At 70.7% G+C, this 4,403-nt stretch carries 4 protein-coding genes; all 4 read right to left on the bottom strand.

Annotated features, from left to right (window positions below; translation table 11 throughout):
* A partial coding sequence (gene dnaB, locus D7Y13_RS39105; RefSeq protein ID WP_120538186.1) for a replicative DNA helicase occupies positions 1-1,254 on the bottom strand: 1,254 nt, incomplete at its 3' end.
* Positions 1,255-1,376: 122 nt separating this feature from the next.
* The gene (locus D7Y13_RS39100) at positions 1,377-2,147 is read right to left on the bottom strand and encodes a LytR/AlgR family response regulator transcription factor (protein ID WP_120538185.1); all 771 of its coding nucleotides are present in this window, start codon (positions 2,145-2,147) and stop codon (positions 1,377-1,379) included.
* Positions 2,144-3,256: a sensor histidine kinase gene (locus tag D7Y13_RS39095; protein WP_233596025.1), complete on the bottom strand. Its 1,113-nt coding sequence runs from the start codon at positions 3,254-3,256 to the stop codon at positions 2,144-2,146. Before D7Y13_RS39095 ends, D7Y13_RS39100 begins: the two co-directional genes overlap by 4 nt.
* A gap of 5 nt (positions 3,257-3,261) precedes the next feature.
* A partial coding sequence (locus D7Y13_RS39090) for an acyltransferase family protein (protein ID WP_147444572.1) occupies positions 3,262-4,403 on the bottom strand: 1,142 nt, incomplete at its 5' end.

Raw genomic sequence — 4,403 nt, 5'->3', positions numbered from 1 at the left:
ACCACCTCCTCCTCCGCCGCCCTCGCCGCCTTCGCCCTCGTCCTGATCCTCGCGGTGGATGAACATCACCACGTCGGCGTCCTGCTCGATGGAGCCGGACTCACGCAGGTCGGACAGCATGGGCTTGCCGCCCTTGCGCTCCTCCACCTTACGGTTGAGCTGGCTGAGCGCGATGATGGGCACCGACAGCTCCTTGGCCAGCTGCTTGAGCGCACGGGAGATCTCCGCGACTTCCAACTGGCGGCTCTCCACCTTGCCCTTCTGGTGCATCAGCTGAAGGTAGTCGATGACGAGCAGCGACAAGCGCGGATCCTTCTGCTTCACGCGCCGCGCCTTGGCGCGCAGGTCGAACGGGGACAGGCCGCCGGAGTCGTCGATGTAGATGGGCGCGTTGTAGAGCGCGCCCGCCATCTCCTGGAACTTCTCCTCGTCGTGCGGCGACAGCCGGCCGCCTCGCAGCTTCTTCATGTCCACGCGCGCCGTGGACGCGAGCAGACGCATGAGCAACTGATCCGCGGGCATTTCCAGGCTGAAGATGCCGACCGCCTTGTTCTCCTTGAGCGCCGCGTGCACCGCGATGTTCATCGCGAGCGACGTCTTGCCGATGCCGGGACGCGCCGCGAGGATGATGAGTTCACCCGCGTGCAGGCCGGTCAGCTGCATGTCCAGATCGATGAAGCCCGTGGACAGGCCCGTCACGCCCGTGGACGCGGCCTTCATCTTGTCCAGCAGGTCGAGCGTCTGCTCCATCAGCTCGCTGACCGGCCGCAGGTCGCCTTCGCGCTTCTTCTCCGCGAGGAGGAAGACCTTGCGCTCCGCCTCGTCGAGCAGGACCTCCAGTTCGCCCGTCTCCTGGCTGGCCAGGTCCTGGATCTCCCGGCCCACGTTGGCCAGGCGCCGGCGCAGCGCCTGATCCTTGACGATGTGGGCGTACTGCACGGCGTTGGCCGCCAGCGGGACGACCTGGTCCAACCCCATCAGGTACGCCGGGCCCCCCACCGCGACGAGCTGCCCGAGGATCTTCAGCTCCTCCGCGAGCGTCAGGTGGTCCACCTGCTTGCTCTGCGCGTCCAGCCGCATCATCGCGCCGAAGATCTGCGCGTGCGAGGGACTGGAGAAGTCGTCCGCGTGGATGACCTCCGCCACGGGCGTAATCAGCCCGTTGTCCGCCAGCACGGCGCCGAGCACCGCGCGCTCCGCGGCGAGATCCTCATGGACCCGCCGACCTTCCCTACCGTCCAGGACGTTCTGCATGGCTGCTTGGAACCTCTACTGCCAGCGTCTGACACGTTCGGCGGAACGTCCAGTTTCCCTTCAACAGACCTGTAGCAAGGGGTGGGACCCGGACGCCCGGTGAAGGGACGTCCCAGGGCGGCTCACTCGGCCGCGCCCCACTGCTGGAGGAAGGACTCCCGGTAGGTCCGACTCAGGATCACCGTGGAGCCATCCTTCAGGACGAGGATTCCGTCGCCATGGGTCCAGGGCTCCAGCCGGGCGACGGCCTCCAGGTTCACCAGGTCCCCCCGGTGCACCCGCACGAAGCGGGCGGGGTCCAGGCGCTCCTCGAGGGCCCGCAGCGTCTGGCGCACCAGGTGCTCACCCTGGGCGGTGTGGAGCCGCACGTACTTGTCCTCCGAGGACAGGCGCCACACGGTGTCCAGCTTGAGCGGCACCCAGCCCTCGCCCACCTTCACCACCAGCCGCTCCAGGGGGCGCTCCGGCCGGGCCCGCGCCACCGTGGTCAGCAGGGCGTCCAGGGAGGCCGTGCCGCGTTCGCCCGCGGACAGGAGCGCATGGGCCTTGTCGAGCGCCCGGGCGAAGCGCGCGGCGTCATAGGGCTTGAGCAGGTAGTCCGCCGCGTGGGCCTCGAAGGCCTGGAGCGCGAAGCGTTCATAGGCCGTGGAGAAGATGACCGCCGGGCACGCCTCCGGCCCGAGCGCCTCCAGCACCTCGAAGCCGGTGAGGCCGGGCATCTGCACGTCCAGCACCACCAGGTCCGGCCGCAGCGCTTCGATGCGCGCGAGCGCCTCCGTGCCGTCCACGGCCTCGCCCACGGGCGTGAAGCGCGCGTCGGCCGCCAGCAGGCGCAGCACCTTCGTGCGCGCGGGGGCTTCGTCGTCCACCACCAGGACGCGGAACACCGTCATGACGCCTCCCGGGGCAGCCACACCGTCACCCGGGCGCCGCCCTCCGGCCCCGCGCCGCGCTCCAGCCCGGCCTGGCCCCCGTGCAGCAGCGTCAGCACCCGCTCCAACTGCGCCAGCCCCACGCCCGGCCCCTTCGACGGCGACGGGGCGCCGAAGCCGCGCCCGGTGTCCTCCACCTCCAAGGCCCAGCGCGCGCCGTGGCCCCGGCCGCGAATGCGCACCTCCAGCGGCGTGCGCAGGTCCTGGTTGTGCTTCACGGCGTTCTCCACCAGCGTCTGCAAGGCGAAGCACGGCACGCGCTCCGCCTCCAGCCCCGGCTCCACGCTCCAGCGCACAGCCAGCCGGTCCCCGAAGCGCGCCGCCAGGAGCGCGATGAAGCGCTCGGTGTGACCCCGCTCCTCGCCCAGCGTCCAGGTGGGCTCCGTGCGCTCCAGGCTGGCCCGCAGGAGCTGTCCCAGGTCGCTCAGCAACCGGTCCGTGCGCGACAGGTCCTCGTACATCACCGAGCTGATGGTGTTCAGCGCGTTGAAGAGGAAGTGGGGGTGCAGCTGGCCGGTGAGCGACTGGAGCTGCGCGGCCTTGAGCTCACCTTCCAGGGACGCCGCCCGCAGCGCCCGCCGCTGGCGCTCCCTCCACGCGGCCCCCAGCGAGATGACGGCGCAGATCAACCCGTAGCTGATGAGGTCCTTCTGGGCCTCCATCGGGAGCTTGTAGGTGAGCGGCCCGAAGTCGTACCTCCCCAGGCCCAGGAGCGCGTAGGCCCCGTGGCGCAGGGCCGTCATCACCGAGACATGCAGGGTGGTGAAGAGGACGAAGGCCCCGGCGTGGATGCCCAGGAACCGCGCCCAGCCCACGCGGGGGCCCGGCGCGTTGAGGACCGCCGTCATCATCAGGGGAATCGCCAGCGCGACGGCCAGCGCGCTCGTCACCTCCCAGATGAACGCGGGGGCCCAGGGACCAGGGTCGCGGTAGGAGAGCTGCTCCAACCGCACCGCGCTGCCCTGCCACACCCCCAGGGCCACGCAGAACAGCAGCACCTTCAGTGCCGGCCGGGCCCGCAGACGCGGCCAGTGCCAGCGCGGGGGCCCGGGTTGGGACTCGACGGACACGGAGCTCACCCCACCGTCCCGGGGGCCAGGGCGGCGGTGCGGGAGGCCCCGGCCTTGAGGCCGAAGAGGGGCCGGAGCCAGCGGACGCGGGAGACCCCCACCGTCAGGGCGCACGTGACGACGAAGGACCCGGTGAGCACCAGTCCCAGCAGCGCCCAGGGGCCCACGGGAAGACGCAGCAGGAGGTAGCCCACGCAGACGATGACCGTCTGGTGGAGGATGTAGAACGGATACGACAGCGCCTGCGCCCGGCCAAGCCACGGCGGCGCCGCGCGCACGTGGTGACGCGCGTAGCCCAGCGCCGCCAGCAGCGTGCCCCAGAGGACGACACTCCCCGCCAGCATGTGTACCGGGGCCGGCAGCGACGACTCCGCCATCGCCGGAACGAGCCCCGCCACGGCGATGGCCAGCATCCCGTGCCGCAGCGTCACCAGCCGCGTCCAGATCCCGGGGCAGCGGCCCAACAGGTGCCCGTACAGGAACAGCAACCCGTAATGGAGGAAGGTGCGCGGATCATCCAGGAGGGCGTGCGTCTCCGGCCAGTCCCGCAGCAACTGCCGGTTGAGCGCGAGCGGCACCACCAGCCACGCCACGTTCCACCCACGCGACAGCCAGACGTCAGCGCGCGCGAGCCACCGTTCGCCCCGGGCCGTGCGCAGCGCGGCGAAGAGGGGCAGGGCCAGCAGGCAGTAGATGAACAGGTAGGCCACGAACCACAGATGGTGCCAGCTGAAGCTGCCGGCGGGGTAGGGCACGAAGTCGAACACCGTCGGGTAGAAGGCGGCGTAGCTGCCCTGGAACCGCCCCTGGAACAACCGCTCCACGTAGATCTGCGGCGGCACCACCACGAACATGCCGAACACCAGCGGCCCCAACAGCCGCCGCGTCCGGTCCTTCGCGAAGGCCCCCAGGGAGCGCCGGCGCAACGCGAACGCGGTGCCCACGCCGGAGATGAGCATCAGCAGCGGCATGCGCACCAGGTGCAGCACGGACATGGTGGGCTCCAGCACCGGGAGCGCCTGGGGGCTCTTCACGTGCCAGTCCCAGGTGTTGAACATCATCCCGGTGTGGAACAGGTGCAGCAGCACGATGGCCATCACCCGGAGCCAGTCCAGGTCGGGGCGGTGAGCGTCGGGGGTGGGAAGGG

Origin of the sequence: Corallococcus praedator (genome assembly GCF_003612125.1) — a bacterium.
Taxonomy (GTDB): Bacteria; Myxococcota; Myxococcia; order Myxococcales; family Myxococcaceae; genus Corallococcus; species Corallococcus praedator.
The sequence above is the reverse complement of the archived record's forward strand: the minus strand, read 5'-3'. Positions and strand labels throughout refer to the sequence as shown.